This is a genomic window from Amycolatopsis sp. 2-15, from assembly GCF_030285625.1.
Taxonomy (GTDB): domain Bacteria; phylum Actinomycetota; class Actinomycetes; order Mycobacteriales; family Pseudonocardiaceae; genus Amycolatopsis; species Amycolatopsis carbonis.
On the sequence record NZ_CP127294.1, the window covers coordinates 3,488,379 to 3,514,190 of the forward strand.

Below are 25,812 nucleotides of genomic sequence, written 5' to 3' on the forward strand. Positions count from 1 at the left end.
TCGCAATTGGGGGCGGGTGGTGATTGGGCTCAGGCCACGCGGGGCGGTGGATCCGCGTCGGCGAACCGGACTTGATTCCGGCCGCCTTCCTTCGCGGCATACACGGCGGCGTCGGCCGCGTGCAGCAACTGTTCCACCGTTGATCCGTTCGGCCCGAGCAGTGCAACTCCGATCGACGTGGTCCGACCGGTGATGCGGGCGCGCCCGCCGCGTTTGTCGGTGGTCACGATCTGTTGTTCGGCGATCGCGAGACGGATCCGTTCGGCCGCGACCTTGGCGGCCGTTTGGTCCACGTCCGGCAGCAGGATCAGGAATTCCTCGCCGCCGAAGCGGCCGATGATGTCCTTGGGGCGCGTGATGTCGTCGAGGGTCTGGGCCACGGTGCGCAGGACGTCGTCGCCTGCGGGGTGGCCGTAGGTGTCGTTGACCCACTTGAAGTGGTCGAGGTCGATCATCAGCAGCGCCACCATTTCGTTGCCGCGTGCGGCGCGGGCGAGGGCGCGATCGGCTGATTCGGACCATCCGCGCACGTTGAAGATGCCGGTCTTCGGGTCCGTGCGGGCCTCGGACTGCAGCTGGTTGATCTCGGCGAGCCGGTTGCCGAGCACGGTGATGAGCACCAGGATCACGATCGCCGGCGGGAAGTTCACCAGCAGGATCGTGGCGATCGTGCCGAGGCCGATGGTCGAGAGCTCCAGCAGGTTGTCGTCCTTCGTGCCCAGCACGTTGCTCAGCGTCGGCGCGGAAGTTCCGCCCAGTGCGAGCAGGCTGCCGATGACGATCGCCTGCAGTGCCGCGTAGCAGAAGCCGACCAGCATCAGGATGCCGAAGAGCTTGAGCGAGTTGTTCGGCGTGAGGTTCTCCAGCTCCGCCGAGGCGAACGTCTGGTAGAGCTCGTGCGCCGCCAGGGCCGAAACGGCGTGCGTGAACGAGGTGAACACGAACTTGTGCGGAGGGCGCCGCGAGTTGAACCACCGCTGCACGCGGACGATGACGATCAGCAGCAGCGTCAAGTGGATCGGTAGCAGCAGCGCGCCGGGGAACACCCAGATCCCCGACAGGTCGATGTGGACGGCCGTCACGCGGTTGCGCCGCCGCTCCTCCTGCCGGCGCGTGAGCTGGATGTGCACCGTGGCGCACACGGCCAGGATGCCGAACCGGCCCCAGTCCAGGGCGGTGGTGGGCCCGCCGGTGACGATCCCGAACGTCAGCAGGCCAACGGCAAGCGCTTCCCAGGAAAACAGGAAAACGATCATCGCCCGCGGCTTGGTCCACAGATCCCACGACCGCACGGGATTGCTGGAAATCAACTCACTGAACCGTTTGCCGACCCCCTGCGACCGAGTGGTCGCTTTTTGTGCATCACCGCGTGTTTCCCGGAAGAATCTTGGAACTTCGGGGCGTGATCATGAGAGGGTGTGGGTACCCCGTCTTTGGAGTCCGTCGGTTCACCGTGCGCGTGTCCGTTCTCGGGCATCGGGCTCGGCCTCCTCCGGTCTCTCGGGTCGTTCGGGTCTGGTGGTATCCACTGTGGTGCTGTTATCGCTTACCGGTATCATCGCACTCACCGACTTCCCGGCGGTGAGCCCTCCACGAGGGCTGAATTCGTGTTCCGTCCAACCGTGCGCCTCTTACCTGGAGGTGCCTTCCCCCGATGGCTGGTGAACCCTGAATGCGAATTGCAACGCCAGTCTCTGAGCTGTGCCCTCCAGGAGGTGTTTTCCCCATGCGCGACCGCGAAGCCTGAATCGTTCTTGTCTGTTTGCCCGGAAATTGTCAGCTCTCAGTTCCAGGAGGTGTTCCACCGTGCGTGACCGCGAGGCGTGATTCCGGTGACCGGCAGCCAAGAGTTCGTGACAGCGTGAACAGAGGAGAGCCGCGATGCGTGACCGCGAAGCCTGAGAACACGAAGCCCGACAGCACGGGGCCCGGCAACATGATGCCTGGCAACACAGGGCACCCCGAGGCTTCGATCCGGATCCCAGCACCGGATCGCCCCGGCCGGTGAATGAGCCGGCCACGACTCAGACCCCGGTCTCGGCCGCGACCGCGTGCCGCACCCGGGTCCACGAGAAGGCGGTGGGGATGGCCAGCGCCACGCCGAGCACACCGGCGAGCGCGATGGCGGTGACCGCGGACCCGGTCACCTGGGCGACCACCCCACCCAGCGCGACCCCGACTCCCTGCGCGACCCGCAGCCCGGTGCGGTAGAGCCCGCCGGCGCCGCCGCGAAGCTCATTCGGCACCCAGGTGGCGAACGTCGCGGTGACCGTGATGATGTACGCGCCCATCGCACCCGCCAGTGCGAGGAGCACGAGAGCCAGCACCAGGTTCGGCTGGAGCAGGAACAGGGCGAGCAGGGCCAGCGACGTCGTCGCGAAGATGCCTAGCAGGCGCAGCCTGACCTGGGCGGACGCGAACTTCGAGAGCAAGTAGGCACCAGCCACGAACCCCAGCGGGTCGGCAGCCAGCAGCCAGCCCACGGCCGCGGACGACGCGCCGAGCTGCTGCGCCAGCGGAGCCGCGAGCCCTTCGGGGACCACCGCGAGCCCGACCAGCCACGACAGCGCGATCAGCACCCGCAGTCTGCGCTGCCCGAACACATACCGCGTGGCCCCGAACCACGTCGACTGCTCGCCACCCGCGGCCGGGCGATCGTGCACCCACACGCGCACGATGACCGAGGCGACAGCAAAGCTCACGGCGTCGATCGCGAGCGCCCACGACACACCCACGAACGTCACGAGCAGCCCGCCGCCCGCGAGCCCCAGCAGCATCACCGTGTTGGTGGTGATCCCGCGCAGGTCCTGGCTGCGCAGGTAGATCTCGTCGTCGGTGAACACTTCGCGCGTGATGGCGTTCTGCGCCGCGTTGGCGGGTGACGCGGCCAGCTGCACGGCCACGAGCAAGCTGCACAGCACGACGAGTGGCATGCCCGGCAGGCTCATGAGCCCCACGAGTACCGCCTGCACCGCGGCGCTCGCGCTCAGCACCGCGCGCCGCGGGTAGCGGTCGGCGAGGAAGGACAGCCCGAGCCCGCCCGCCAGCGCGGGGAGGAATGTGAGGGCGTAGACGACGGCGGCCCAGAGGGCTGAGCCGGTGCGGTTGTAGACGAGGATGGCGAGCGCCACCTTCGCCAGCTGGTCGCCCGCGCTCGAGATGGCCTCGGCCGCCCACAGAACGCGGTATTCGACGTTCCGCAGTGGCGCCGTCAGCCGTGGCGTGGCGTGGGTCGTCACAGGGTGACCACTTCCCCCTCCCCGATCGGGTGAACGTGTCCGGTGGGCATTCTGCCTGGGCTGTGACGGCGACCCAGAGGGAGTCACAGTTCCCGGACAACGGGACAACAATCAGTATGCCGTCGATTACGCGCGGGCGAACAGAGTATCCGAACGTTCTCCCCGGTTGGGCCGTTCAGGGGGCGGTGGCCGGGACCCACTCGGGGTCGGTGCTGACCAGTCCGGAGGTACCGGAGGGCTGATCGACCTTCACTCGCTCGGCGCAGCACGGCCACCGTTCGTCGCGATCGCCCTGTTTGGTGCGCCGAATGGCCCAACACTGGAAAAGAGCCCGGTGGAGCGATCCCTCGCCCCGCCGGCGCCGGGCAGTGGGGAGAAGGTTATGGACAGGCTGATGCAGGACAAGGCCGTGGTCGTCACCGGCGCCGGCCGGGGACTCGGCGAGGCGTTCGCCGTGCAAGTGGCCCGCGCGGGCGGGGCCGTGGTGGTCAACGACGTCGAAGCCGGCCTCGCCGAGCGCACGGCGGAGAACATCCGGCAGCACGGCGGCCGGGCCGTCGCGAGTGGACACAGCGTGGCCGACCCGGCGCAGGCCCAGGCCATCGTGGACCTGTGCGTGGGCGAGTTCGGCCGGATCGACGGCCTGGTCAACAACGCCGGGTTGAACTACGAGGCCCTGCCGTGGGACGACGACGTCGAGCAGGCCAGGGAGCTGGTCGAGGTCAACGTCCTGGGCGTGATGTACACGGGCCTGGCGGCGATCAAGGCGATGGTCGCCGGGGGGATCCACGGGTCCATCGTGAATATTTCCTCCGGCGCTTCGCTGGGGCAGCGCAAGCTCGGCGTGTACGCGGCTTCGAAGGGTGCGGTCGCTTCGCTCACGTATTCGTGGGCGCTGGACCTGGAGGAGCACGGAATCCGGGCGAACGCCGTGTGCCCGGTGGCGCACACGAGGATGGTGTGGAAGTCGGAGCGGGCGTTGAGGGCTTGCCCGCCGGAGCGGACGCCGTCCCGGATCGCGCCGGTGGTGCTGTTCCTGCTCGGGGACGGGTCGGCGGGGATCACCGGGCAGATGATCCGGTGCAACGGGCCGCAGCTGCATGTGATGGGGCAGCCGTTCCTGAAGCAGCCGATTCTGGAGCGGCAGGCGTGGGACGCGGAGACGGTGCAGAACGCCTTTGACGAGGTGTTCTCGGCGCATCTGGAGAACTACGGCCTCGAAAAGCGGGTGCCGCCGCGGCTTCGCAAGTGGACGGACAGCAGCCGGATCGCCTGACGGCCCAACCCGGGCGGTGTTCATCGGAACCGCCCGGGGCCGGTGATCAGGACGCCGGGGTGGCGGCCGGGTACAGGTCCTTGATCGCGGCGTCGTAGCGCTCGTTGATCACGCGGCGCTTGAGCTTCAGCGTGGGCGTCAGCTCGCCGGTTTCCGGGGTCCACGCCTGCGTGATCAGGTGGTAGCGCTTGATCTGCTCGATGCGCGCCAGGCGGCTGTTGGCGGATTCCACCGCGAGTTCGATCTCGGCGAGCACCTGTTCGTGGGCGGCCAGCTCGTCGATGCCGGACGCCTCGATGCCGTGGCCCGCGGCCCAGCCGGGGGCGATCTCGTCGTCGAGGACGATGAGGGCGGTGATGTAGGGGCGGTCGTCGCCGATGGCGACGGCCTGGCCGATGAGCGGGTGTTCCTTGAGCAGGCCCTCGATGCGGGTGGGGGCGACGTTCTTGCCGCTCGAGGTGATGATCAGTTCCTTCTTGCGGTCGGTGATCCGCACGAAACCGTCTTCGTCGATGGTGCCGATGTCGCCGGTGGCGTACCAGCCGTCGGCGTCGGTCGCGTCGGCGATGGAGCCGTCCTCCTGCAGGTAGCCCAGGAACACGATGGGGCCGCGCACGAGCAGCTCGCCGTCTTCGGCCACCTTCACCTCGACGCCCTCGAGCGGCTTGCCGACGGTGCCGGCGCGGAAGCCGCCGGCGCTGTTCGACGTGGCCGCGCCGGTCGTCTCGGACAGACCCCAGACCTCCTGGATCTCCACGCCCAGGCCGGCGATGAAGTACAGGACCTCCACCGGCAGGGCCGCGGCGCCGCTTGAGGCGACGAGCACCTTGTCCAGACCGAGCAGTGTGCGCACAGGGGCGAGAACCGCCTCATCCGTCTTCGCGATGCGCTCGGCGAGCTCGGCCGGTACCTCCTTGCCGTCGGAGCGCAGCTTGTAGCCCTCCTGCAGCAGGGCGTTGGCCGAGAGCAGCGCCTCGCGCCGGTCCTCGGGCACGCCGCCGAGCATGTTCTTCATGCCCGCCACCATCTTCTCCCACACACGCGGCACGCCGAAGAAGCTCTCCGGGTGCACCCGCCCGAGCGCGGCGACGACACCGGCGGCGTCGGCGACGGTGTGCACGTGGCCGGCCCACAGCAGCGGCATGTAGATCGACAGCTCACGCTCGGCGATGTGCGCCAGCGGCAGGTAGGCGATGTTCTTCGCGTGCATCGGCGCGTCGTGCAGCCCCTGCACCGCGAGTCCTTCGTGGACGGCGTTGCGATGGGACAGCACGACACCCTTGGGGTCGCCGGTGGTGCCGGAGGTGTAGATCATCGCGAGCGGGTCGTCCGGCTGGATGGCCTGCCACACGGCTTCGAACGCGGCGGGGTCCTCGGCGAGCGCCGCGCGTCCGGCCTCTCGCACTTCGGCGAACGAAACGAACCGTTCGTCGCCGGCCGGGATCGTGGCCGCGTCCATCACGACGACGTGTCGTAGTGCGGGCAGATCATCGAGCACCGGCAGCCAGCGCTCGAGCTCACCAGCGCCGCCGAGGACGACGACGGGCGCGGCGCTGTGGCGGGCGACGTAGCGGATCTGGTCCGGGCTCAGCGTCGCGTAGGCCGTGCACGGGATCGCGGCCAGGTGCACGGCGGCGAGGTCGGCGACCAGGTGGTCGGGACTGCTCGCGGCCATGATCAGCATGCGGTCGCGCTTGCCGAGGCCGAGTCCGGCCAGGCCGCGCGAGAACTCGGCGATCGCGGTGCGGAAGTCGCTCCAGCTCAGCGTCGGGTGACCCTCGATGTCGAGCGAGGTGACGGCGGGGTGCTCGCCGTACTCGGTGGCGTTGCGGTGCAGCAGGCGGGGGATCGTCTGACCCTCGGCCTGTGCGGCTGCGGACTGCGGGGTGGTCAACGCTGGCCCTCCTCCGGTGGTGCTGGTGACCGACCACTGTAGGGGCTCCCGGCCGGTGTGGATAGAGAATCGCGGCCACTGCGGGCCTGCGTGGGCCTGACCGTGAACTACGCAAAACGGTCGATTCCCCACCGGCCGAGGAAAAGATCCACTTCAGCGGATCCTGCTTGAATGGAAGCCCCCACCGAAGGAGAGCCTGTGCCCGCTCGAGATCAGTCCGCTCGGGAACTGCTGGCCGCAATCCAGCGCGAGCTCGCACCGCGCGACGACGACAACCGGCTCGTGCCGCTCGTCGCGTCCGGCTCCGCGCCGCGGGCGGTGTTCGCCGCGATCGCCGCCGAGGAACGGTGGATCGTGCGCAGTGACTGGCGCAGCTTCCACGCGCTGGCCGCGCGCACCGACGAACCGCGGGCGCGCGAGTTCTTCGGCGGACTCGCGCCGGGGGAGCAGCTCGCGCTGGGAAAACTCGACGCGTTGGCGGCCGCCGCCGGAGACGACCCGGGGACCGAGCTGCCGCGCGCGGGCTGTCAGGCGTACCCCGCGTATTTCGCGTGGCTGGCGCTGAATGGCGAAGCGGCTGAAGTCGCTATCGCGATCTTCGCGAACTTCGCCGCGTGGGGCCGGTACTGCGCCGCCATCGCCGCAGGGATGCGTGAGCACTACGGATTCGACGACGACGCGTGCGCGTTCTTCGACTTCTTCGCCGCCGACGTCCCGGAAATTGAAGAGCAGGCGCTGGCCGCGATCCAGGCCGGGCTCGACGCCGGCCGGCTCGACTCGGACACCGCGCGCACCTACGCCCGGCTGTTCCAGAGCTACGAGCTGATGTTCTGGAACACCCTCGTCGACGAGTTCCCGGCATGACCCTCGCCGAAGAAGCGGCCGCCCTCGACGCCGCCGACCCGCTGGCCGCCAAGCGCGCCGAGTTCGACCTCGACCCGGCCGTCGCGTACTTCGACGGCAATTCCCTCGGCGCCCCGCCGCGGCACGTCGCGCAGCGGCTCGCCGACGTGGTCCGCGAGCAGTGGGGCGGCCGGCTGATCCGCTCGTGGACCGACGGCTGGTGGGACGCGCCGGAGCGAGTCGGCGAGCGGATCGCGCCGCTCGTCGGCGCCGCGCCCGGGCAGGTCGTGGTCGCCGACTCGACGAGCGTCGACCTGTTCAAGGTGCTCGTCGCGGCCGTGCGCGCGAACCCGGGCCGCGGCGAGATCCTGCTCGACGCCGCGACCTTCCCGACCGACGGCTACGTCGCCACGCAGGTCGGGCGCCTCACCGGACACGCCGTGCGGCGCGTGCCGGTCGCCGAGCTGCCCGCCGCTTGCGGTGAGGAGACAGCCGCGGTGCTCGTGAACCACGTCGACTACGTGTCGGGCCGGCTGCACGACATGGGTGCGATCACCGCCGCCGTGCACGCGGCCGGCGCCGCCGTGGTCTGGGACCTCTGCCACAGCGTCGGCGCGATCGCGGTGCGGCTCGACGAGCACGAGGTCGACTACGCGGTGGGCTGCACCTACAAGTTCCTCAACGGCGGCCCGGGCGCGCCCGCGTTCGTCTACGTCGCGAGCCGGTGGCAGGAGTCCTTCGACCAACCGCTCGCGGGCTGGGCCGGGCACGCCGATCCGTTCGCGATGGAGGCCGGCTATCGCGCGGGCGCGGGGATTTCGCGGGCGCGCGCGGGTACTCCGGACATCCTGTCGCTGCTCGCGCTCGACGCCGCGCTGGACGTGTGGGACGACGTCGATCTCGCCGTGTTACGGGCGAAAGGCTTGGCACTGGGCGATTTCTTCCTGCATTGCCTCGACGAACTGCTGCCCGGCGCCGACGTCCCGACGCCGCGCGACCACGCCCGCGGCCACCAGATCTCGGTGCGCGTACCGGACGCGCAACGGACCATGGCGGCGTTGCACGAACGCGGCGTGCTCGGCGATTTCCGCCCACCCGACGTGCTGCGGTTCGGGCTCGCGCCGCTCTACACGCGATACGCGGAAGTGCTGCGCGCCGTCACGGCCTTGCGTGAGCTGAGCTGAACGAAAAGGCGAACCGAATTCACGGAGAATCGTGGTTTCGCGGCTGAATGGCTGCACCAATAGCCCCTTCGGGTGAGCGACCGGGGCAGTTCCGCGTGGTTGCCCGCTATGATCGGACCTTGCTTTTCCGCTGGTGGGCGTACCGCGGACCGGCGCGATCCCGGGCACGTGCGGCAAGGGAAACGTCGGCGCGGTTGCCGGGCGAAGGGGGCGGCGATGGCCGGCGCACGGGTTCGCGAGGTGTCACTTTCGTATGTCGGCACACTCCTGGTCGGGGTGATCATCGGAATTCTGCTCGCCGAATTCGGCGACCTGTTCGTGCGCTTCCCGGTGGAGTCCGTGCTCGTGCTGGTGCTGGTCTGCTCCGTGGTCGTGCTCGGCTGGGCGTGCCGGGAGATTCTGCACGATCTCGTCCGCCGCGGCCGGCGCGGCGGCGCGGCTCGCGAGGCAGGCCACGAAGACGACCTCGACTGGCCCGACGTGCCGCGCTTGGTCCTGCACCGCGACGGCGGCTCGCGTCCGAACGGCGTTCGGCGCTGAAAAGTGGTAATCGCGCCGATGCGGGCAGCGATTCCGCGGCCCGTGTAGTCCATTTCACGCCTTTTCGTTCTCGCGTGGAGCCAAGGGCCGCGCGTAGGGTGATCGTCACGGACCGTCCGCGCGTTCCGTGATCGACCTCACCGAATGATTTCGGCTTCCTCACACGCCGTTCACCTCGCGAATAGCGCGCCGCAGGTCACGCTGGCACCGCCGTCCGGCCCATTCCTCCTGCGACGAAGCTCACCCATCCCGTGGCGGATTTTCCAAAGCCCTGCTGGGAGTTGTGAGTGACTCACCAGAACGTGATCACGTTTCGCATCCGGACTTGACGTTGCTCTCCGGCCTGCCTAACGTCGTCGCGGGCGATGGACCACGGTGAGTTGATCCGGCTGGTCGGAACCGGGTGGGAAAACCCTGGGAGACCCGAATACCTTGTACTGCCGGAAGGAAAACGGACCACGGTGAAGCAGAATTCTGTTCGTCGCAGCCGCGGCTCGTCGATTCGGTCACGCGTGCTCGCGATCGCGTTGATTCCGAGTCTTGCTCTCCTGCTCGTCGGCGTCGCGCTCGCCGGCTACCTGATCACCGACGCCCTGCAGGCGCGGGATTACGCGCAGAAGATCCGCACCTCGGAAGGCCCGGGCATCCCGTTCATCCTCGCCGCCGAGCAGGAGCGGCAGCTGTCGATGAGCCTGCTGGCCGGACAGGCCGACGCGCGTCAGGCGCTGCAGGCCGCGCGGCCCAAGACCGACGCGGCGGCCGCGCAGATCAGCTCGATCCTCGAAGGCAACTTCGCCGACGACAACACCGTGCCCGCGAGCGTGAAGCAGAACATCACCACGTTCGCCGGGCTGTACTCGAAGGTGCCGCAGGTGCGCCAGCAGGTGGACGCGGGGCAGCTGCCGCTGCTGCAGACGTTCACCTTCTACAACCAGATCATCGACCAGTTCACGCAGGGCGTCGCCGGGCTCGCGCAGGCCGCGCGCGGCGCGGAGAACGCGTTCGCGCGGCTGTCGGCGATCCCGATCTTCAACGCCGCCGAGGAGATGCAGCGCAGCGACGCCCTCTCGGCCGCCGGGCTCGCCTCGGGCGGCCTGAGCGGTGACGATCAGCGCGCGTACATCGGGCAGATCGGCGCCTACCACGCGCAGCTGGAACAGTCCGTGCCACAGATGCTGCCGCAGGTGCGCGCGAGCTACGACAAGCTCGTGGCCGGGCCGGACTGGCGCACCGTCACCCAGGTCGAAAACGCGTTCCTGGCGGGCGAAAAGCAGCTGCCGGTGCCGCAGCAGCAGTGGCGCGACGCCGCGCACCAGGTCGCCACGACGTTGATGACGATGTTCGTGACGCAGAGCTCGGCCGCCACCAACGCGGCGATCGCCGATGCCGACACCACCCTCACCAACTCGATCATCGCGGGCGCCGCCGCGGTGCTCCTCGCGATCATCGTGGTGCTCATCGCGCTGCGCCTGTCGCGCCGGTTCATCGCGCGCCTCGCGCGGCTGCGGGAGGACACGCTCGACGCGGCCGAGGTCCGGCTGCCGGAGCTGGTGGAGCGCGTGCGGGCGGGCGAGCCCGTGGACCTCGAAGAGGGCGGGCACTTCCTCGACCACGGTGACGACGAGATCGGCGAGGTCGCCGAGGCGTTCAACAAGGCGCAGCAGGCGGCCATCGCCGCGGCCGTCGAAGAGGCGAAGACGAGGGAGGGCACCAAGACGGTGTTCCTCAACATCGCCCACCGCAGCCAGGTGATCGTGCACCGGCAGCTGAAGGTGCTCGACGCGGCCGAGCGCAAGCAGGAGGACCCGGACCAGCTGGACACGCTCTTTCAGCTCGACCACCTCTCCACGCGCGCCCGCCGCAACGCCGAGAACCTGATCATCCTCGGCGGCGGGCAGCCCGGCCGGCAGTGGCGCAACCCCGTCGGCCTGGCCGAGCTGGTGCGTGGCGCGGCGGCCGAGACCGAGGACTTCTCGCGTGTGAAGACGGCGGCGCTGCCTTCGGTGGCCGTGCGCGGCCCGGTGGTCGGCGACCTCGTGCACCTGCTGGCGGAGCTGATCGACAACGCGACGTCGTTCTCGCCGCCCGAGGCGCGCGTCGAGCTGCGCGGCAACGTCGTCGGCAAGGGCGTGGTGATCGAGGTCGAGGACCAGGGCCTCGGGCTGGAGAAGGAACAGGCCGACGAGTTCAACGCGATGCTCGCCGACCCGCCGGACTTCGGGATCATGGCGCTGTCGGACGAGCCCCGGCTGGGCCTGTTCGTGGTCGCGCGGCTCGCGTCGCGCCACGGCATCTCCGTGCACCTGCGGGAGTCGGCCTACGGCGGCACCCGCGCGATCGTGCTGGTGCGCAGGGATCTGCTGGCCCCGCTGAGCGAGGCGACGCCGGACGTCGCCGAGGAACCGGCCTTGGTGCCGGTGCCCGAACAGCCGGTGCAGGACCCGGTGCGGTTGAGCCGCGTCGGCCGGCGAGCCGCGCGGTTGCGCCCCGAAGCGGCTCCGGTCGCGGCGGTGGAACAGCCCGCGTACGAACCGCCTGCGCCGCCGGTCGAGCAGCCCGCTCCGCCGCGCACCGCCCGGCCGCCTCGTCCGCCCCAGCCGGCGTGGCCCGCGCACGAGCCGCGGCCCGCGCCGGAGAACGGCCGGCCGCAGCAGCCCTACCGGCCGGAAGCCCCCGGACGTCCGCCGCTGCCCCAGCGCCGGCGTCAGCAGAACCTCGTGCCCCAGCTGCGCGAGGACCGCCCGGCGCACGAGCTCCAGGACGCCCGGGAGGACACGCCGGAACTCGCCCGCAACCGCCTCACGGCGTTCCAGCAGGGCACCCGGCGCGCCCGGGAGACGGAAGTCGACTACGACGACAACAGGTACGGAGATCGCGACTGATGGCCAACAACGGCGTCAACGAGCTCGACTGGTTGCTCGACGACCTCGTCAAGCGGGTCGCCGGTGCCGAGCGGGCAGTGGTGCTCTCGTCCGATGGGCTGCTGATCGGCCGGTCGAGCAACCTGTCCGAAGAGGACGGTGAGCACCTTTCGGCCGTCGCTTCGGCGTTCCAGAGCCTCGCGAGGGGCACCGGGCGCCACTTCGGCGGCGGCAACGTGCGGCAGACGATGGTGGAGATGGACCACGCGTTCCTCTTCGTGACGGCCGCCGGCCGCGGCGCGTGCCTCGCGCTGCTGGCGAGCGCCGACGCGGACATGGGGCTCGTGGCGTACGAGATGAACCTGATGGTGAAGCGGGTCGGCGCGGTGCTCACGGCGGCACCGCGGGCCGGAGTGGTCCAGCGGACCTCGCCATGAGCGGCCGGCACGAGTCCTGGTTCGACGACGAGGCCGGGCCGCTGGTCCGCTCCTACGCCGTCACGGGCGGGCGCACCCGCTCGGACACGCTCGGGCTGGACCTGATCACGCTCGTGGTCGCCATGCGGACCGCGCGCGAGGTGGCCGCGATCGAGCCGGAGTACGCGCAGATCCTGAGCCTGTGCCAGAAACCGACGTCGGTCGCCGAGGTGGCCGCGCACGTGGACCTGCCCCTGCCTGTGGTGAAGGTTCTGCTGAGTGATCTGATCGAGCAGAACCTGGTGCTGTTCCGCACCGCGGCACCACCGACCGAAGCCCCGAACAAACACGTACTCCAGGCGGTTCTCGATGGCATCCGGAAACTCTGAACCCCGGCGCGCGCTGACCGCGACCGCGGTCAAAGTGCTGATCGCCGGCGGGTTCGGGGTCGGCAAGACAACGATGGTCGGGTCGGTCAGCGAGGTCCCCCCGCTACGCACGGAAGAGGTGATCACCACCGCTTCCGAAGGTGTCGACGACCTCTCGGGCGTGGAGCAGAAGACCACCACCACCGTCGCGCTGGACTTCGGTCGCATCACGATCAACTCCGAACTGATCCTCTACCTGTTCGGCACGCCCGGGCAGGACCGGTTCTGGTTCATGTGGGACGAGCTGGCCGAGGGCGCGCTGGGCGCCGTGGTGCTGGCCGACACGCGGCGGCTGGAATCGTGCTTCGCCGCGGTGGACTTCTTCGAGCGGCGCGGCCTGCCGTTCATCGTGGGCGTGAACTGCTTCGACGGCGCGTACCGCTACGGCACGGAAGAAGTCCGGGCCGCGTTGGACCTCGACCCGGACGTTCCCTTGTTGCTGTGCGACGCCCGTGAGCGGGAGTCCACCAAGCAGGTGCTGACGATCCTCATGGAGCACGTGATGAAGCACAACGACCTGGCGGCTGCGGGCTACTGACGGGCTTTCCCGGCTCGGCGGCGCAGGTTGCCCAGGGCGAAGGCGCCCGGGCCGGTGAAGGCGATCGTCAGGAAGATCCACGAGTACAGCGCGGCCGGCTCGCCCATGTTCTGCATCGGCAGCAGGCCCATCGGCGCGTGGACGGTGAAGTAGGCGTAGGCCATCACGCCGGACAGCACGATCGCGGCCGGTCGCGTCGCCACGCCCAGCAGGATCAGCACGGCGCCGACAACCTCGATCACGCTGGCCCAGAAGCCGGGGAAGCTGCCGAACGGCATGGCCCCGCCGTGGCCGTCGATGCCACCGAAGAAACCGAAGCCGGCCAGGCCGTGGATCAGGAACAGGGCCGACGTGACGACCCGGAACAGGCCCAGCACGATCGGGCGGACGCGCTCGACGAGCTGCGGCTTCGTGGCCGACGCGGTGGACGCGGTGGAAGTGGCGGCCTGGGTGCGGGTGATGGTGGTCATTTCCGGTTCCCTCCGAGTGTTTTTCCCTTTTGCCGATGCGTCGAGCGGGCTCGCCGCGGATCGACACGGGTGCGGAAACTTTTTTCGGACGGTTCCGGCAGACTGTCGCGATGGCTGCCAAACACAGCGCCGGGCTGCTGCTCTTCCGCCGGCGCGACGAGGTCGAGGTGCTGCTCGCGCACATGGGCGGGCCGTTCTGGGCGAAGAAGGACGAGGCGGCGTGGTCGCTGCCCAAGGGCGAGCTCGAGGACGGCGAGGAGCCGGTGGCCGCCGCGCGGCGCGAGTTCGCGGAGGAGCTCGGCCTGCCTGCGCCCGACGGCTCCTGGCTCCCCCTGGGCGACGTGCGGCAGTCGGGCAAGGTCGTCACGGCGTGGGCCGTGGAGGCGGACCTGGACCCGGCGGTGGTCGTGCCGGGAACCTTCGAGCTGGAGTGGCCGCCGCGCTCGGGGCGCAAGCAGGAGTTCCCGGAGGTGGACCGCGTCGAGTGGTTCGGGCTGGAAACCGCGCGGGTGAAGCTCGTGAAGGGGCAGCGGGCGTTCCTCGACCGGCTGTCCGAAGTGGTCTAGCCCAACAGGTCGAGGACCTCGGCCAGCGGTTTGGCTGTGAATGACGGCAGCACCAGGTCGGCGTGGCCGAAGTCGAGCACGGTGGTGATGGCGTTCGGCACGGCGACCGTCGGGATGCCGGCGGCCTTGGCGGCGCTGACGCCGTGGGGTGAGTCCTCGAAGGCGATCGCCTGGTCGGCCGGGACGTCGAGCGTGGCCAGCGCGGCGAGGTAGGTGTCGGGGCGCGGCTTGGCCGCGTGGCGGTCCCCGGTCTCGACGGAGCCGAACCGTTCGGCGAGGCCGAGGCGGGCCAGCTGGCCGTGGACCCAGGTGCCGGACGAGCTGGACGCGACGCCGAGCTTGAGGTTCCGGTTCGCGGCTTCGTCGAGGTAGCCGAGCACGCCTTCGCGCGGGCCCTCGGCTTCCAGCAGCTGGTGGACGCGGGCGCGCATCCCCGGGCGCAGCTGCTCGGGGTCGATGTTCGCGACGCGTTGCGCCAGCAGTTCGAACATCGTGGCCGCCGTGTTCTGCGTGCCGATCACCGTGTGCCAGACCTCCAGCGGGAGCTCCGTGCCGTGGTCGCGGAACATTTCCTGCCACGACTGCAGCACCGCGGCTTCGGTGTCGGCCAGCGTTCCGTCGAAGTCGAAGATCAGCGCTCGCGTGGCCACCCGGTCAGCTTGCCGTACGGCTTGTCGCGGTGTCAGCGAGGTGTGAAGAACTCCGCAAGCACGGGGGTGAGGGCCTTGGCCTTCACGAGGTGGGTCTGGCCCGGGAGGGTGCGGTAGGTGGCGCCCGGCAGCGCCTGGGCGAGCTGTGAGACGCCGGTACGCATCCACTGGGGGCTCTTGCCGCCGTCGATGACGAGTGTCGGCGCGGCGATGCCGGACCAGCGTCCTTCCGGGAGGGGTCGGCCGGCCTGGTAACCATCCATCACGGCGTTGTCGTAGGGGAGGGTGTGGGCGACTCGCTTGAGCTTCGGCCAGGCCGGCATGAGGCGCATCATCGCGACCATGGGGGCGGGCAGTTCGACGCCGACGCGCATGAAGAGGCGGACGGCTTCCGCCCGGTTGTCGTTTTCGACGGCCTGCTCGAGCTTCTCGGTGTAGTCGCGTTCGAGGGGCTTGCGTGACCCGTCGACGACGAACGGCGGCTCGTACACGGCGAGCTTGTTCGTCGGCAAGCCGCGGTGGGCCGCTTCGAGTGCGAGCACTGCTCCCGAGGAGATCCCGAAGAGACCGGCTTCGCCGCCCGCTTCCTTGACGATGGCGGCGACATCTTCCACTTCGCGCTCCACGTCGTAGGGCAGCGTGTTCCCGCTCTCGCCCCGGCCGCGGCGGTCGAAGGTGAAGACGGTGAAGCGGCCGGCGAGCTCTTTCGCGATGGCGTCGTTGGGCGTCGAGCCGCGGTAACACATCGCCCCGTCGACGAGCACGAGCGAAGGCCCGGTGCCGAGGCGGGTGTAGCCGAGGGTGGTGCCGTCGGCGGAAATCGTGGTGGGCATGGGTTTTGCCTCCTTCAGTGGTTGATGGTGCGCTTGGTCTGGACCGCTGTCACGGCGAGCCAGGCGAACGCGAGCGCGACGGCCACCCAGAACCCGATCACCACCGCCGGGCTGGTCGATCCGGTGGCGACGCCGGCGAACCCGGCGAGGAACGCGATGCCGGTGACACGGGAGTAGAGCGATTTGCGGGCGAGGCACGCGGCGGTGAAGGCGAGGAAGCCGATGCCGGCCGTGACGATGTGGAGCGCTCCGTGCCAGCTGATCGCCGTGTTGGCGGGGTCGGCCACGAAGATCCCGGCGGCGATCAGGCCGGCGCCGAAGGTGGCGATCAGCCTGCTCTTGAGCCCTACTGAGCAGGCGATGACGAGCAGGCCGGTGACGACGAAGTTGGCCACTTGGATCCAGCCGCCGGGCCCGATGGCGAGAAGGCTGACGTCGCTCCGCGCGGGGTCGAACCCGGGGCGGGTGAGGGCTTGGGCGAGGGCGGTCACGAGGTAGACGGGTCCGGCCGCGATTCCTGCTGTGAGCGGGGTTTTGTCGGTGCTTCTCGGTTGGGTGGCCGGTCTCTGTTCGACGGTGGTCATGGCGGGCTTCTCTCGGCACCTCGATTGCGTTTGTCGTGGAGAAGGCTGTCACCGATGGTTATTGTCGTCAAGACAAAAAAATTAGTCGGTGGGAGATGGTGGGAGGTCAGCGCGGGTGAAGTGAGACGAGGCTGGGCGTGACGAGGTCGCGTGCGGCGTGCCTGAGCGCTATCCGGGGCTTGGCGTTGCTCGGGTCAGGGCGGTCGGCGGCGCTTGGCCGGGATTGCGGTCTGCGAAGACGGGCCCGCCGGGTGACGAGACGATCGCCGGTCGGGCCGAAGCGCTCGCGCTGGCCTGGCGGTCGGGGTTCACGCCGGGCCTGGGTGGCCGGGTTGAGGTCGGCGGGGGTGGGGATGGTCGGGGTGGCCCGGTGGGTTCCTGGGGTCGGGCCGAAGTCCTTGCCTGGCCTAACGGCCCGGGGGTTCAGGTCGGGCCTGGTAGTCGGGTTGAGGTCGGCGCGGGCGGGGATGGTCGGGGTGGCGCGGTGGGTCGCGGGGGTCGGGCCGAAGTCCTCGTCCGGCCTGACGTTGGCCGGGTCCGGGTGGTCGAGAGTCGGTGATGTTCAGCTCGCGCGCCTGGTCGGGGTCGGCGGGCCCGCGCCGGTCAGTCCGCGTGGCGGGTTGCCGGTCTGGCCGAAGGGCTCGTCCGGCGTGGTGTTGCTCGCCCGGTCAGGCTGCGCGGCGGAGGGTGAGGAGGCTGATCTCGTTGGGGGCGAACACGCGGAACGGCGGACCCCAGAAGCCCGAACCACGGCTGTTGTAGAGCTGGGTGCGGGGGCCGTGGGGGGTGAGGCCGGAGAGAGTGGGCTGGTCGAGCCGGACGAGCAGGTGGAAGGGCCAGATCTGGCCGCCGTGGGTGTGTCCGGAGATCTGCAGGTCGACGCCGGCTTCGCGGGCCTGCCTGACCTGTTTGGGCTGGTGGGCGAGGAGGACGACGGGGACGTCGGGATCCGCGCCGGCGAGGGCGGCGGGCAGGTCGGGGCCGTGGCCGGGCAGTCCGGAGGCCGCGCCGGTGGGGTCGTCGATGCCGGCGAAGAGAATGCGGTCGCCGCCGCGTTCGACGAGGGTGCTGCGGTTGTGCAGGGTGTCCCAGCCGAGGCTCGCCATGTGGTCGAGCCAGGCCTGCGCTTCGCCGAAGTATTCGTGGTTTCCGGTGATGTAGAAGCGCCCGAGGCCGGCCTGGACGCCGCCCAGGGGGTCGACCTGCTTGCGGCGCTTGGCGACCGACCCGTCGGCGAGGTCGCCCGCGTGGCAGACGACGTCGGCCTGCAGCCGGTTCACCGCGGCGACCAGCTTTTCCGACCACTTGGTGCGGTCGAGGGGGCCGTAGTGCGTGTCGGTGATGACGGCGATGCGCAACCCGTCGACGCCCGCGCCCAGCCGCGGGATCACCACGTCCACTTCCTTCACCGGCGGCACTCGCATCGCGACCCGGTTGCCGACCACGAGCAGCACCACCGACACCGCCAGGCTCGCCGCCGCCACGATCCGCGGGCGCGCCGGGTCGTCGACACCCGCGGCCAGCAGCGCCAGCCGCAACACGTGCCCGAGGACGCTCCACGTGAACAGCACCCAGACGGTCCCCAGCATGACGTCCCCGGCCCGCGCCGCCGCATCACTCTGCCGCGGCCCGTGGCCCTGGAACATCAGCACCGGGAACGCCACCATCGCGCCCGCGAACACCACCGTCCCCGCGACCGTCCCCGCCACCGGCCACCCCGGCAACAGCACGAACACCGACCAGGGCTCCCCGAACAACAACAGCAACGCAGCAACCAGGGCGGCCGCCCGACGAACCCGACGCATCACGGTCGCCATCCCTTCGACATGGTCTACCCAGAGTAGCCGGACTCGTGGGCTAACGGCCCAATGGGCTGTTAGGGCTGGCCGAGTCGAACCGAACCGGGTCGGTCGAGTCCCGTGGCCGACTCGAAGTGGGTCAGTCGCGTTGTCGCCGCTGATCCGGTGACCGCGCCGAGACCACCCGATTCAGCGACTGCGTTGTCGATCAGGTGTTCGATACAGTTTTTGACATGAAGTCCTCCACTGCTCACACGGCCACCGAGATCTCCCGACGTCTAGCCCTGTCCCACGCTGAAACCGAAGCTGTCTCGGCTCTTCACGCCGCCCTCGCTGCCCACCTGCCGACCACCCTCACCGCTCTCCGCAACGGCACCATCGACATCATCACCGCCGCCGGGCTCGCCTACCTCGCCGGTTTCCTCTCCGCCACCCAAGCCCACCTGGCGACGGAAATCCTCACGCCTGGCCGCCACGAATGGAGGTGGGTCACTTAGTTCCTGGTGCGGGCGCTCTCTTGTGGACAGTGTGGCCGGCTGCACTGTCCACACAGGAGTATCGCGCGAGTCTTGGGCAATCGTTCGCTACGGGCTGCGTCACGAGGGGTGGTGGAGGTGGTGCACATCGAGAGGTGAGGTAGGGAAGACGGTGAGACGGCCGGAAGGTCTCCACTGCTCCCAGCCGAGGTTCGCGATGGCCCGGCTACGCGACCGGGCCGGCCGGGCGGGCGCGAGGAACCGCAGGGCGGCATGGCATCCGAGGGCGGCTCGGTGCCGCGGGGCGGCTTCGCGCCGTAGGGCAGTTCGGCAGGGCGGGGGAACTTCGCGCCCGCGGGGCGGCTTCGCGCCGTAGGGCGGCTCGGCAGGGCGGGGGAACTTCGCGCCCGCGGGGCGGCTTCGCGCCGTAGGGCAGTTCGGCAGGGCGGGGGAACTTCGCGCCCGCGGGGCGGCTTCGCGCCGTAGGGCAGTTCGGCAGGGCGGGGGAACTTCGCGCCGCAGGGCAGCTTCGCGCCGCAGGGCAGCTTCGCGCCGGAGGGGAACTCCGCACCGCGGGGCAGCTCCGCACCGCGGGGGAACCTCACACCGCGGGGGACCTCACACTGCGGGGGAACTTCGCGCCGCAGGGCAGCTTCGCGCCGCAGGGCAGCTTCGCGCCGGAGGGGAACTCCGCACCGCGGGGCAGCTCCGCACCGCGGGGGAACCTCACACCGCGGGGGACCTCACACTGCGGGGGAACTTCACACCGCAGGGCGACTCCGCACCACGCAGCAACTCCTCATCGCGCCAGGGACCCGGCGTGGGTGCCGGCGAGGTGGCCGAGGCCGAGGGCGGATAGGAGGCCGTTGCCGGAGCTGTAGCCGGCGCCGCCGGTGTGGCCGCTGATGCCGGTGGCGACGCCGCCGACGGCGTAGAGGCCCGGGATGGGGCCGGTGTCAGTGGTCGGGCGGGCGTGGGCGTCGACGAGGAGGCCGCCCTGGGTGTGGAAGAGGCCGGGCACGGAGCGGACGGCGACGTAGGGCGGGTGCAGCGGGCCGAAGCCCCAATCGGTGCGGCCCCAGGTGTCCTTGGTGTCGCCGGAGGCCGCCGATGCGGCGGAAGCCAGGGTGGTGGTGAGGGCGGAACGGGAGACGCCGCAGAAGGTGGCCAGGTCCGCTACCGTCGCGCATTCGCGGGCGCCGCCCAGGGCGACGAGTTCCGCGAACTCCTGCTCGTGGCCGGCCACGTAGTCGCGGATCGTCGTGTCGAAGACGACGTGCCAGGGGCCGGGTGTGCCGAGCACGGCGTCGGCGTAGCCGGAGTAGCCGCGGGATTCGTCGCCGAAGCGTTGGCCGGCGCCGTTCACGAGGACGCCGCCCATTTCCACCGTGGTCCACGACGTGATGGAGCCGTGGGGGTAGGCGACGGCCGCGTAACCCTGGTAAGCCGTCGGGTTGCCCAGCCGGGCACCCAGGTCCAGGGCCCACTGCAGCGATTCGCCCGTGCTGCTGTGGGAGCCGAAGTACTCGAAGCCGGCGATGGCCGGGGCCCACTCGCGCAGCAGGTCGCGGTTGGCTGCGAAACCGTTGCCGGCCAGCACGACGGCATGGGAGGTGATGTCGTAAGTGCCACTGCGCGGGCCGGAGACGCGCACGCCGGTGACGCGGCCCTCGTCGTCGTGGAGCAGCGCGGCCACCGGTGTGTGCACGAGCACCTCGGTGTCCGTCGCCCGCACCGCGCGCAGCAGGTCGGCGACGAGGTCGCGGCCCTTGCGTGAAGGCGGGGCGTGCAGCCGCGGCACGGAGTGGCCGACGTGTTTGTAGTCGGTGATCAAGCGCAGGTCGACGCCGTGCGTGTCGATCAGCCACTCCACCAGCGCGGCCGAACCCGTGGCGAGCAGGCGGGCCAGGTCGTCGGCGTCGTGGCTGCCGGACTGGGCGAGCAGGTCCGTCGCGAGGCGGGAGGCCGAGTCGTCGATGCCTGCCGCGGCCTGGAAGCGCGTGCCGGCGCCGGGGACGGAACCCGTGGACAACGCGGTGTTCCCGCCTGCGTGCTCGGCCTTCTCCAGCACGACCACGCCGGCGCCCGCGTCGTGGGCCGCCAGGGCGGCGGTGAGGCCGCCACCGCCGGCCCCGACCACGATCACGTCGACGTCCGTCATGCCGAGAGCTCCGAAAGCGAGGTGAGGATCCGGTCCGTGCTGGCGACGTCCGCGTACTTCTGCGCCATGTCGAACAAGTTGGCCTGGTGCACGGTCGGCGTGCGGTCGTACACGGCGTCGTGCGGAACGGCGACGCGGAAGTTGTACGCGAACGCATCGACCACACTGGACCGCACGCACCCGCTGGTGGTGCAGCCGGTGACCACGAGCGTGTCCACCGCCCGGTCGATCAGGTAACTCACCAGCGGTGTCCCGAAGAAAGCGCTCGGGTGCCGCTTCGGCAGCAGCACGTCACCCTCGGCCGGCGCGACCTCGGCGACGAACTCGTACCCCTGCAAAGGAACGTCCATGATGGACGGCACTTTCGCCCCGAGCCGCCCCGAATCGTACGACGCTTTCGGGGCCACATAAGGGTAGAGCACCGGCCAGCCCTCGGCGCGGAACGTCGTCAGCAACCGGCTGATGTTCGCCACCGCGTCCCAGCCGGCCTGCCCGCAGCTCGTGCGGTAGTCCTCGGCCACCGACTCGAAGAACGGCTTCGGCGAGTTCCCGACGGTGCGGTACTGCACGTCGATGATCAGCAACGCCGGACGCTCGCCCAAGCCGGCGGGCTTGCCGAACCCCGCGGCCTCGTAGCGAGCCTCGTCGTCGGCGGTGATCACGTCGGACCACGGACGGTCGCTCACGCCGGAACCTCCTTCTTCGCACCGAAAGCCAGCGCGGCACGGCCACTGTTGCGCCGCGCGAGGAACTGCCCGCGCGGACCTTGCACCGCACCGTCGCGCACGGTGAACTCGCCACCGAGAATGGTGTGCTGCACGCTCACCTTCGACTCCCAGCCCTCCCACACCGAATACGCGGCACCGGAATGCTGGGTCGCCGCCGCGACCGTGCTCGGCCGGTTCGGGTCCACCACGGCGAAATCGGCGTCCGCGCCGATCCGGATCGCGCCCTTGCGCGGCCACAGGCCGAACAGCTGCGCCGGACGCGTGGCAGTGAGGTCGACGAGCCGCTCCACCGGGATACCCCGGTTGAAGTGCCCTTCACTCAGCAGCAGCGGCAAAAGCGTGCCCGTGCCAGGGAAACCGGCCGACGCGCTCCACAGATCCTTGTCTTTCGCGCTGAAATGCCGCGGCACGTGGTCGGAGCCGATCACGTCGACGCGCCCGTCGGCCACGGCCTCCCACAGCGCTTCCCGGTCGTCACGCGTACGCAGCGGTGGGTTGACCTTGCCGCGCGAGCCGAGCCCGGAGTCGATGCCGAGCGTGAGGTAGTGCGGGCACGTCTCCACGAACACGTCGGGGTACTCCGCGCGCTGGCGCTCCAACGCGGAGAGCGCTTCCCGGCTCGTCACGTGCACCGCGTAGCTGGATGCGCCCACCACGCTCGCCAAGTAAGCGACCCGGCCCTCGGCTTCGGCCTCCACATACGGCGGACGCACGGCGTGCCAAGCGTCCAGGCCGGCGTCGGGGTCCTTGCTCAGCCGCTCGCGCAGCCGCCACACGAGCTCGATGTTTTCGGCGTGCTGGGCGATCATCGCGCCCGAGTCGGCGGCAGCCTGCAGGGCGTCGAAGAGGAACGAGTCGTCGTTGCCGGGCAGGTTGAGGTACGCGCCCTCGTTGCCGCGGAAGTTGGTGAACACCTTGAAGCTCGACACACCGAGGTCACGCGCGTAGTGCCCGATGTTCTCGATGTGCTCGGGCGTCACCACGCAGAAGTGGAAGCCGAAGTCGGTGTGCGCGTGCTCGGCCATCAGGTCGCGCGCGGCCGGGAACAGCTCGTCGTAGGGCTGCGGGCTCATCAGGTACGCCAGCATCGTGGTGACGCCGCCCGCCGCGGCCGAAGCCGTCTCCAGTGCGGCGTCCTCCACGGTCTTGGGCACGGAGAGGTCCTGGCCCAGGTGCACGTGGGCGTCGATGGCGCCGGGCAGGACCCAGCGGCCGGTGACGTCGACGGTCTCGGCGGCGGGCAGCTCGTCGGACGGCGCGCAGATCGCGGCGATCTTCCCGTCGCGCACGCACACGTCGACCTCGCTCAGGCCGGTGCCGGGCAGCACGACCCGGCCGTCGTGGAGTCGCAGATCGTAGGGCTTCATTCGGTGGTCCTTCCCGCGTACTTCTCGTCGAGGGCGTCGAACAGCGGCTTGCGCACCAGGTTCTGCCGGTCGGCCCAGCTGATGATCTTGTCGCCGATCTCGGTGGTGTCGCCGTGTTCCTTGAGGTGGCGCAACGCGATCCGCATCCCGGCGACGGCGCCCCGCATGGCCGTGTTGGCGTAGAGGGCGACCGAGAAACCCAGTGTGCGCAGCTCTTCCAGCGGCAGGATGGGCGTGAGCCCGCCCTCGACCATGTTGGCGATGTGCGGGCCGGGCACGGTCCGCGTGATCTCGGCCAGCTCCTCCGGTGAACCGGGCGCCTCGACGAACAGGATGTCGGCGCCGGCTTCGCGGTAGAGGTTCGCGCGCTCGCACGCGGCGGTGAGCCCCACCACGGCGCGGGCGTCGGTGCGCGCCACGATCAGGAAGTCCTCGGTGGCGCGAGCGTCGACCGCGGCCTGGATTTTCCCGACCATCTCCGACGCTTCGATCACCTCTTTGCCCGTGAAGTGGCCGCACCGCTTGGGGGAGACCTGGTCTTCGAGCTGGATCGCGGTGGCGCCGGCGCGTTCGAGCGTGCGCACGGTGCGCTGCACGCCGAGCGCGTTGCCGAAACCGGTGTCGGCGTCGACCACAAGCGGCAGGGTGACCGCGTCGCGCGTCGCCTCGACGTGGCCCGCCAGCTCCGGCAGCGACAGCAGGCCGACGTCGGGGGCACCGAGGTAGGTGTTGGTGATCCCGGCGCCGGAGAGGTAGACGGCTTCGAACCCGGTCTCTTCCGCGACCCGGGCGGTGAGCGCGTTGGGCGCGCCTGCCAGGAGCAACGGCGCCTGGTCGCGCGTCGCCACCCGCTCGCGCAGCCGGGCACCCAGAGAGCTTGTCACAGGACTTACAACTCCTCGTCTTCCAGCCGGCCCGCGAGCCCGCTCGGGCTGTCGGGCACGGTGTTTTCGAACAGGGACAGGGCGTTTTCGAGCGAATGCTGCAGGTGCTCGTCCATCAGGCGCGCGGCCAGCTCGGCGTCGCCGCCGGCGAGTGCGCGCAGGACCTCGCGGTGCTCCTTGAAGGCGTCGCGGGCCCGGCGCGGCTGGCGCCCGGATCGGGACCGGGCGAGCTGGATCTGGTTGTTGGCGTCGGCGAAGGCACGCAGGATGGACTGGTTGCCCGACAATGCGACCACGCGGTGGTGGAAATCGAGCTCGCCGGGATACGCGGTGTCCACATCGGACTCCAGGACCTCCTCGGTGGCCCGCAGGAGGTCGTCGAGGTCCCGCAGGTCCTCGTTGTCCGCGCGCCGTGCCGCGAGCCGAACGGCGTGGGTCTCCAGCGCGGTGCGCAGCTCGTAGAGGTCGCGCAGCTCGTCGGCGTCGAACGTGCGCACGTACGCACCGCGGTGGGGGACGACGTTGAGCAGGCCCTCACTGGCCAGCCGCTGGATCGCCTCGCGCAGCGGACCCCGGCTGATGCCGAGCGCGCGGGCGAGCTCGACCTCGTTGAGCCGCTGCCCTGGCTGCAGCTGCCCGTCGCGCACCATGGCGCGCAGCACGTCGAGGCTGCGGCCGGCGTAGGTGTCGGTGCGTCGTTCCAGAGGGGGCGGTGTCGCCATGTCCTGCCTTCTTCGGTTGTCGTGGTTCAGCTGTCGCGCAGCGCGGTGCCGCGGGTTTCCTTCATCCGCACTGCTGCCGCAAGTGTGATCAACGCTGTCACGAGCAGGAATCCGGCCGGGGCCAGGCTGCTGCCCGTGCGGGCGATCAGCCAGGTGCAGATGTAGGGCGCGGTGCCGCCCACGGCCGTGCTGGCCAGGTTGAACCCGAGCGCGATGCCGCTGTAGCGCACGCGGGTGGTGAACAGCTCCGCGAACGTCGAGAACGCCACCGCCATCAGCGCGGATTCGGGCAGCCCCAGCACGATCTGGGCGAGCAGTGCCGGCACGTAGTGACCCGCGTTCATCACCATGAACACCGGCACGGTCAGGATCAGCGTCGCGATCGTCGCGCCGAGGAACACCGGCCGGCGCCCGATCCGGTCGGACAGCGCGCCGAAGAACGGCATCGCCGCACACGAGACGATCAGCGTGACGGTGGTCGACCAGAACGCCTGCTTCGGGCTGAACCCGCCCACGCGCTGCAAGTGGATCGACGCGTAGACGTAGACCACGTAGTACAGGGCGAACAGCAGGATCGACAGGCCGAGCGTGCGCACGAGCGCCCCGCGGTGCGAAGTGAACAGCTCTCGCACCGGCGCTTTCGCGACCGCACCCTGGGCGGCCAGGTTGTGGAACTGCTTCGAGTCTTCGAGCTTGAGCCGGATCCACACGCCGACGGCGCCCAGCGGCAGGCTGAGCAGGAACGGCAGGCGCCAGCCCCAGTCGGTCATCTGCTGCTTGGTGAGCACGGTCGTCAGCGTCGTGACCACGGCCGACGCGAGCAGCGCGCCGCCGAGCGCGCCGAACTGGACAGTGGAGCAGAGGAAGCCTCGACGGTGCGCCGGGGCGTACTCGGCGACGTAGGACGCGGCGCCACCGACCTCGCCACCGGCCGCGACACCCTGCACGCACCGGGCCGTGACCAGCAGGAACGCGGCCGTGCTGCCGATCGCCGCGTACGTGGGGAGCACGCCGACGGCGAACGTCGCGGCGCACATGGCGAGCACCGTGGTGGCCAGCATGCGCTTGCGGCCCAGCCGGTCGCCGAGGTGGCCGAAGATCAGGCCGCCCAGCGGACGCAGCGCGAACGCGGCGGCGAAGGTCGCCAACGTGGCCAGCAGGGACGCGGTGGGGTCGACACCGGAGGCGAAGAAGACGACGGCGAGCACGGTCGCGAGGTAGCCGTAGATGCCGAAGTCGAAGTACTCGACGATCGAGCCGACCAGACCGGCGGCCACGACCCGGCGGTCGACGCCCGCCGTGCCGGCGGTGGCGGTGTCACCGACCGCTGACGTGCGGTTTTCCATGATTTCC

24 protein-coding genes are annotated in these 25,812 nt (G+C 70.2%); 10 read left to right on the forward strand and 14 right to left on the reverse strand.

Features of this window, described 5'->3' with window-relative positions; all coding sequences use genetic code 11:
• Positions 1-29 precede the first annotated feature (29 nt).
• On the reverse strand, positions 30-1,256 hold the full coding sequence (locus tag QRX50_RS17175) for a GGDEF domain-containing protein (protein ID WP_285972938.1): 1,227 nt from the start codon (positions 1,254-1,256) through the stop codon (positions 30-32).
• A 768-nt stretch (positions 1,257-2,024) separates the two neighbouring features.
• Positions 2,025-3,239 (reverse strand): MFS transporter, encoded by a 1,215-nt coding sequence (locus QRX50_RS17180; RefSeq protein ID WP_285972939.1) that lies wholly within the window; start codon positions 3,237-3,239, stop codon positions 2,025-2,027.
• 382 nt (positions 3,240-3,621) lie between these two features.
• Here QRX50_RS17180 and QRX50_RS17185 point away from each other — a divergent pair, with 382 nt between their 5' ends.
• Positions 3,622-4,515, forward strand: a complete 894-nt coding sequence (locus QRX50_RS17185) for an SDR family NAD(P)-dependent oxidoreductase (protein WP_285972940.1) — start codon at positions 3,622-3,624, stop codon at positions 4,513-4,515.
• A gap of 46 nt (positions 4,516-4,561) precedes the next feature.
• Here the strand turns inward: QRX50_RS17185 and QRX50_RS17190 are convergent, their stop codons facing one another.
• A complete protein-coding gene (locus QRX50_RS17190; protein WP_285972941.1) occupies positions 4,562-6,409 on the reverse strand; it encodes an AMP-dependent synthetase/ligase in 1,848 nt (615 codons plus the stop codon).
• 198 nt (positions 6,410-6,607) lie between these two features.
• Here QRX50_RS17190 and QRX50_RS17195 point away from each other — a divergent pair, with 198 nt between their 5' ends.
• The 7 genes from QRX50_RS17195 to QRX50_RS17225 all read left to right on the forward strand — a co-directional run bounded on the left by QRX50_RS17195 (position 6,608) and on the right by QRX50_RS17225 (position 13,219).
• Positions 6,608-7,273 (forward strand): transcriptional regulator, encoded by a 666-nt coding sequence (locus tag QRX50_RS17195; protein WP_285972942.1) that lies wholly within the window; start codon positions 6,608-6,610, stop codon positions 7,271-7,273.
• Positions 7,270-8,436: a kynureninase gene (gene kynU / locus QRX50_RS17200; RefSeq protein ID WP_285972943.1), complete on the forward strand. Its 1,167-nt coding sequence runs from the start codon at positions 7,270-7,272 to the stop codon at positions 8,434-8,436. Before QRX50_RS17195 ends, kynU begins: the two co-directional genes overlap by 4 nt.
• Before the next feature lie 216 nt (positions 8,437-8,652).
• Positions 8,653-8,976 carry a hypothetical protein gene (locus tag QRX50_RS17205; RefSeq protein WP_285972944.1) on the forward strand — a complete coding sequence of 108 codons (324 nt, stop codon included), beginning with the start codon at positions 8,653-8,655 and terminating at the stop codon, positions 8,974-8,976.
• 461 nt (positions 8,977-9,437) lie between these two features.
• Positions 9,438-11,858, forward strand: coding sequence for a sensor histidine kinase (locus tag QRX50_RS17210; RefSeq protein ID WP_285972945.1), 2,421 nt, complete (start codon positions 9,438-9,440; stop codon positions 11,856-11,858).
• Positions 11,858-12,274, forward strand: coding sequence for a roadblock/LC7 domain-containing protein (locus QRX50_RS17215; protein WP_220243702.1), 417 nt, complete (start codon positions 11,858-11,860; stop codon positions 12,272-12,274). The genes QRX50_RS17210 and QRX50_RS17215 overlap by 1 nt, the downstream gene beginning before the upstream one ends.
• The gene (locus QRX50_RS17220; protein ID WP_285972946.1) at positions 12,271-12,642 is read left to right on the forward strand and encodes a DUF742 domain-containing protein; all 372 of its coding nucleotides are present in this window, start codon (positions 12,271-12,273) and stop codon (positions 12,640-12,642) included. Before QRX50_RS17215 ends, QRX50_RS17220 begins: the two co-directional genes overlap by 4 nt.
• Entirely contained in the window at positions 12,623-13,219 is a 597-nt protein-coding gene (locus QRX50_RS17225; protein WP_285972947.1) for a GTP-binding protein, read from the forward strand. Before QRX50_RS17220 ends, QRX50_RS17225 begins: the two co-directional genes overlap by 20 nt.
• On the opposite strand, the gene QRX50_RS17230 is transcribed toward QRX50_RS17225, so the two are convergent.
• Positions 13,213-13,689 carry a DoxX family protein gene (locus tag QRX50_RS17230; RefSeq protein ID WP_285972948.1) on the reverse strand — a complete coding sequence of 159 codons (477 nt, stop codon included), beginning with the start codon at positions 13,687-13,689 and terminating at the stop codon, positions 13,213-13,215. The genes QRX50_RS17225 and QRX50_RS17230 overlap by 7 nt on opposite strands.
• Positions 13,690-13,799: 110 nt before the next feature.
• Between QRX50_RS17230 and QRX50_RS17235 the strand changes: the two genes are divergently transcribed.
• Positions 13,800-14,255: an NUDIX hydrolase gene (locus QRX50_RS17235; RefSeq protein ID WP_285972949.1), complete on the forward strand. Its 456-nt coding sequence runs from the start codon at positions 13,800-13,802 to the stop codon at positions 14,253-14,255.
• Here QRX50_RS17235 and QRX50_RS17240 read toward each other — a convergent pair.
• From QRX50_RS17240 to QRX50_RS17255, 4 genes are all read right to left on the reverse strand, one after another.
• Positions 14,252-14,905, reverse strand: a complete 654-nt coding sequence (locus tag QRX50_RS17240) for an HAD family hydrolase (protein WP_285972950.1) — start codon at positions 14,903-14,905, stop codon at positions 14,252-14,254. The two genes, QRX50_RS17235 and QRX50_RS17240, sit on opposite strands and share 4 nt — an antisense overlap.
• Positions 14,906-14,937: 32 nt before the next feature.
• A complete protein-coding gene (locus QRX50_RS17245) occupies positions 14,938-15,738 on the reverse strand; it encodes an alpha/beta fold hydrolase (protein ID WP_285972951.1) in 801 nt (266 codons plus the stop codon).
• Between the two features lie 14 nt (positions 15,739-15,752).
• On the reverse strand, positions 15,753-16,322 hold the full coding sequence (locus QRX50_RS17250) for a DUF998 domain-containing protein (RefSeq protein ID WP_285972952.1): 570 nt from the start codon (positions 16,320-16,322) through the stop codon (positions 15,753-15,755).
• Between the two features lie 668 nt (positions 16,323-16,990).
• Positions 16,991-18,127 (reverse strand): metallophosphoesterase, encoded by a 1,137-nt coding sequence (locus QRX50_RS17255; protein WP_285972953.1) that lies wholly within the window; start codon positions 18,125-18,127, stop codon positions 16,991-16,993.
• Between the two features lie 227 nt (positions 18,128-18,354).
• Between QRX50_RS17255 and QRX50_RS17260 the strand changes: the two genes are divergently transcribed.
• On the forward strand, positions 18,355-18,618 hold the full coding sequence (locus QRX50_RS17260) for a hypothetical protein (protein ID WP_285972954.1): 264 nt from the start codon (positions 18,355-18,357) through the stop codon (positions 18,616-18,618).
• A 778-nt stretch (positions 18,619-19,396) separates the two neighbouring features.
• Here QRX50_RS17260 and QRX50_RS17265 read toward each other — a convergent pair.
• The 6 genes from QRX50_RS17265 to QRX50_RS17290 are packed head-to-tail and all read right to left on the reverse strand — an operon-like array spanning position 19,397 to position 25,805.
• The gene (locus QRX50_RS17265; RefSeq protein WP_285972955.1) at positions 19,397-20,758 is read right to left on the reverse strand and encodes an FAD-dependent oxidoreductase; all 1,362 of its coding nucleotides are present in this window, start codon (positions 20,756-20,758) and stop codon (positions 19,397-19,399) included.
• Positions 20,755-21,444 carry an isochorismatase family protein gene (locus tag QRX50_RS17270; protein WP_285972956.1) on the reverse strand — a complete coding sequence of 230 codons (690 nt, stop codon included), beginning with the start codon at positions 21,442-21,444 and terminating at the stop codon, positions 20,755-20,757. Before QRX50_RS17270 ends, QRX50_RS17265 begins: the two co-directional genes overlap by 4 nt.
• Complete coding sequence (locus QRX50_RS17275; protein WP_285972957.1) at positions 21,441-22,853, reverse strand: dihydroorotase; 1,413 nt, start codon at positions 22,851-22,853, stop codon at positions 21,441-21,443. The genes QRX50_RS17270 and QRX50_RS17275 overlap by 4 nt, the downstream gene beginning before the upstream one ends.
• Positions 22,850-23,737 carry an isocitrate lyase/PEP mutase family protein gene (locus QRX50_RS17280; protein ID WP_285972958.1) on the reverse strand — a complete coding sequence of 296 codons (888 nt, stop codon included), beginning with the start codon at positions 23,735-23,737 and terminating at the stop codon, positions 22,850-22,852. The genes QRX50_RS17275 and QRX50_RS17280 overlap by 4 nt, the downstream gene beginning before the upstream one ends.
• 5 nt (positions 23,738-23,742) lie before the next feature.
• Positions 23,743-24,459, reverse strand: coding sequence for a GntR family transcriptional regulator (locus tag QRX50_RS17285; protein ID WP_285972959.1), 717 nt, complete (start codon positions 24,457-24,459; stop codon positions 23,743-23,745).
• Between the two features lie 26 nt (positions 24,460-24,485).
• Positions 24,486-25,805 carry an MFS transporter gene (locus QRX50_RS17290; protein ID WP_285972960.1) on the reverse strand — a complete coding sequence of 440 codons (1,320 nt, stop codon included), beginning with the start codon at positions 25,803-25,805 and terminating at the stop codon, positions 24,486-24,488.
• Positions 25,806-25,812 lie beyond the last annotated feature (7 nt).

Excerpts from the sequence above, each read along its gene's own strand:
- QRX50_RS17175 (WP_285972938.1), bottom strand. The coding sequence starts at position 1,256 with ATGATCGTTTTCCTGTTTTCCTGGGAAGCGCTTGCCGTTGGCCTGCTG.
- QRX50_RS17185 (WP_285972940.1), top strand. The coding sequence starts at position 3,622 with ATGGACAGGCTGATGCAGGACAAGGCCGTGGTCGTCACCGGCGCCGGC.
- kynU (WP_285972943.1), top strand. The coding sequence starts at position 7,270 with ATGACCCTCGCCGAAGAAGCGGCCGCCCTCGACGCCGCCGACCCGCTG.
- QRX50_RS17205 (WP_285972944.1), top strand. The coding sequence starts at position 8,653 with ATGGCCGGCGCACGGGTTCGCGAGGTGTCACTTTCGTATGTCGGCACA.
- QRX50_RS17215 (WP_220243702.1), top strand. The coding sequence starts at position 11,858 with ATGGCCAACAACGGCGTCAACGAGCTCGACTGGTTGCTCGACGACCTC.
- QRX50_RS17220 (WP_285972946.1), top strand. The coding sequence starts at position 12,271 with ATGAGCGGCCGGCACGAGTCCTGGTTCGACGACGAGGCCGGGCCGCTG.
- QRX50_RS17225 (WP_285972947.1), top strand. The coding sequence starts at position 12,623 with ATGGCATCCGGAAACTCTGAACCCCGGCGCGCGCTGACCGCGACCGCG.
- QRX50_RS17230 (WP_285972948.1), bottom strand. The coding sequence starts at position 13,689 with ATGACCACCATCACCCGCACCCAGGCCGCCACTTCCACCGCGTCCACC.
- QRX50_RS17235 (WP_285972949.1), top strand. The coding sequence starts at position 13,800 with ATGGCTGCCAAACACAGCGCCGGGCTGCTGCTCTTCCGCCGGCGCGAC.
- QRX50_RS17245 (WP_285972951.1), bottom strand. The coding sequence starts at position 15,738 with ATGCCCACCACGATTTCCGCCGACGGCACCACCCTCGGCTACACCCGC.
- QRX50_RS17250 (WP_285972952.1), bottom strand. The coding sequence starts at position 16,322 with ATGACCACCGTCGAACAGAGACCGGCCACCCAACCGAGAAGCACCGAC.
- QRX50_RS17255 (WP_285972953.1), bottom strand. The coding sequence starts at position 18,127 with ATGCGTCGGGTTCGTCGGGCGGCCGCCCTGGTTGCTGCGTTGCTGTTG.
- QRX50_RS17260 (WP_285972954.1), top strand. The coding sequence starts at position 18,355 with ATGAAGTCCTCCACTGCTCACACGGCCACCGAGATCTCCCGACGTCTA.
- QRX50_RS17265 (WP_285972955.1), bottom strand. The coding sequence starts at position 20,758 with ATGACGGACGTCGACGTGATCGTGGTCGGGGCCGGCGGTGGCGGCCTC.
- QRX50_RS17275 (WP_285972957.1), bottom strand. The coding sequence starts at position 22,853 with ATGAAGCCCTACGATCTGCGACTCCACGACGGCCGGGTCGTGCTGCCC.
- QRX50_RS17285 (WP_285972959.1), bottom strand. The coding sequence starts at position 24,459 with ATGGCGACACCGCCCCCTCTGGAACGACGCACCGACACCTACGCCGGC.
- QRX50_RS17290 (WP_285972960.1), bottom strand. The coding sequence starts at position 25,805 with ATGGAAAACCGCACGTCAGCGGTCGGTGACACCGCCACCGCCGGCACG.